General features: G+C 46.9%; 4 protein-coding genes and 1 pseudogene. All 5 read right to left on the bottom strand.

What is annotated here, in order from left to right; all coding sequences use genetic code 11:
- A pseudogene (locus K6G33_RS12880) lies at positions 1-408 on the bottom strand (phage tail tape measure protein); the annotation flags it as partial.
- Positions 409-583: 175 nt separating this feature from the next.
- Positions 584-961 (bottom strand): hypothetical protein, encoded by a 378-nt coding sequence (locus K6G33_RS12875; RefSeq protein ID WP_296780192.1) that lies wholly within the window; start codon positions 959-961, stop codon positions 584-586.
- Positions 962-964: 3 nt separating this feature from the next.
- Positions 965-1576 carry a major tail protein gene (locus K6G33_RS12870; RefSeq protein WP_296780190.1) on the bottom strand — a complete coding sequence of 204 codons (612 nt, stop codon included), beginning with the start codon at positions 1574-1576 and terminating at the stop codon, positions 965-967.
- Between the two features lie 2 nt (positions 1577-1578).
- On the bottom strand, positions 1579-1896 hold the full coding sequence (locus K6G33_RS12865) for a hypothetical protein (RefSeq protein ID WP_296780189.1): 318 nt from the start codon (positions 1894-1896) through the stop codon (positions 1579-1581).
- 2 nt (positions 1897-1898) lie between these two features.
- Positions 1899-2261, bottom strand: a complete 363-nt coding sequence (locus tag K6G33_RS12860) for an HK97 gp10 family phage protein (RefSeq protein WP_296780186.1) — start codon at positions 2259-2261, stop codon at positions 1899-1901.
- Positions 2262-2361 lie beyond the last annotated feature (100 nt).

The raw sequence follows: 2361 nt of genomic DNA, 5'->3' as shown, positions 1-2361 counted from the left end.
AGTTTTCATCTTCTCACCGGTTGCCGCTATCTTCTGAAGAGCGACTTCCGACTTTGATGCCTGACCCTCGAGGTCTTTCAATTTCTGTTCGGTCTCAACAATCTCACGCTGAAGAGCATCGTACTGTTGCTGACTGATCTCACCATTGGCAAGCTTCTCGTTTGCCTGTTGTGCTGCCGTCTTTAATGCTTCCAGCTTCTCCTTCGTTTCTGATATCGCATCACGAAGAAGTCTCTGCTTCTGCGCAAGAAGATCCGTATTACCAGGATCGAGTTTAAGAAGATGATTCACATCCTTTAGCTGCTGCTGAGTAGACCTAATCTCCGAATTCACAGTCTTTAAGGCCGTGGAGAGTTTGGTCGTATCGCCGCCGATCTCGACTGTGATACCCGCTATTCTATTTGCCATAAAATCTCCACCTCCTAAAATGCATCAAAATCCTCCTGCGTGGCCACAGTTGCATACTCGCAATCATCATTCATGTTTTCCACGAAGATGTCGTTTACCATACCTACGGTAAGCAGGTCCAGGTCACGAAGCGATAAGCCTATCTGCAGACAACGCAAGAGGAATAATGGTGTCGTCATTTCCCTTTCACTTTTGCGAAGTTTTTTTTAGCCTCGGCATCAGTTTTAATGTTAAGGCCCCACAGCTCAATGAGCTCGGGAAGCACCTGGTAGATTGAGAAAGTATTAAACTGGTCCAGCCAGTCCTCAACCGTATCCGGGATATTGGCATCTGCATGCTTGGCCATGATGTAGGCAATGTTCTCGAACATCTCAAGGGAGAAGGTGTCGAGGTTAGATGCCTCCGGATCAGACTCGTCGATGCTTTTTTCCAGAACAGAAATATCCTTGTAGATATCCCTCTGAAAACGAAGTCTGTATATACGGGGGATAGCGGCGCTCGCTTTGAACGCCACTTCCTGCCCATCAATACTGATCTTTTTTACGATCCCCATAGCTTAGCCCTCCCCGGTAGTATCTTCTTCGGGATCTTCATAACCACCAACAGCGTCAGGCTCATATACGCGCTTATACCAGTTGTTATAAGCTGCAGCCTTTGTGCTGTCACCGGTCTTGGCCTTAACGAGTCCGCTTGCCAGGGGACGTGCCTTAACCTTAAGGGTCTCAGTCTTTACTTCCTTGCTCTCGGTATTTGTCGAAGACGAAATACCAGGACGGGAAGCCGAGCAATTGTACATGACATGACGGATCTTCTTTACGTCACCGTCGAACTCGAAAAGAAGTGCAAAATGTCCGGTCTGGCTGTTAGAGTTCTCAACAAGTACGTTGTTGGAATCTGCAGTCTCCATAAGGACATCTGTTCTGAAGGACTCAGGAATTATTGCAAGCTCTAAATCTCCGTCATAGCCCTGGTTGTTGTTGATAACGTAATACTCGATACCGTCAGCGTAAAAACTCTCGGGTTCACCAGTAGGGTCCAGAGAAAGGCTTACGGCACCAGGAAGCGGTACGGGAGTGCCAAAGGTCACTTCACCGTTATCGTTCTGACTCAGCAAAGCATAGTGGGCATTGCTGATGTTGAACTTAACCTTGTTCTTTTGTGTAGCCATATTCATACCTCCATTCGATACAGGACTTCGTACAGGTTCTCTGACGGAATCCACGTTTCTGATTTGTTATAAAAAAGGCCATGCGCATTGATTGTCGCCTCAACACGATCCTCAAGCGCAGGGTCCTTCTTGTCTGTGTATAGCTCTATATGCAGCTGGTCCTGTTTGTAGTAAACAGTTCCATCCGCTGCAAAGTTATCCGAGCCAGGATACAAATAAACTAAAAAAGGCGGGTCCGGGGACTCACCTTCCGCGAAATGGTCATAGGCAAATGGTAGGTTCATGTACCGTATCATCTGCGGGACCTGTTCTTTTGTCATAGTCACCCTCCCAGCTTTTTAAGCTCACTTATTGCAAGTTTCTCACCATTAGCGATATGGGGCTGTGCCTTTGTGCGCCCGCCGCCTCGCTTGGCATGTCCGAATTCAAGCAGATGCGTAAGTCGGTAGTGCTTCTCGGAATGCACGGTATATTCAGCGGCAAGTGAAGTGTTCTTTGTCTGTGTCGCAGTCCAGGACTTTTTGTAAGCACCAGTATCAACTGGAGCCCTACTTTTTATTTCCTCTGTTACATCATCAGCTACTTCCTTGACGATCTTTTTCACTTCATCAGCTGTATGCTCGACATATTCCTCGAACTCCTTAGCGATGGCATTCCCCATTTCGTCTACCGGTACCTTTTTCATTTGCGTTCCTTCCTGCATCTGAATTTCAGACACTTATGTTTGTAGTTCATATGATCCACGGAAATGATGTTATATACCGCGCCTTTAAAGACTATGCGGA

This window comes from Ruminococcus sp., assembly GCF_024691275.1.
Taxonomy (GTDB): Bacteria; Bacillota; Clostridia; order Oscillospirales; family Ruminococcaceae; genus Ruminococcus.
Note: the sequence above shows the minus strand (reverse complement) of the source record. Positions and strands in the feature narration are given on the sequence as shown.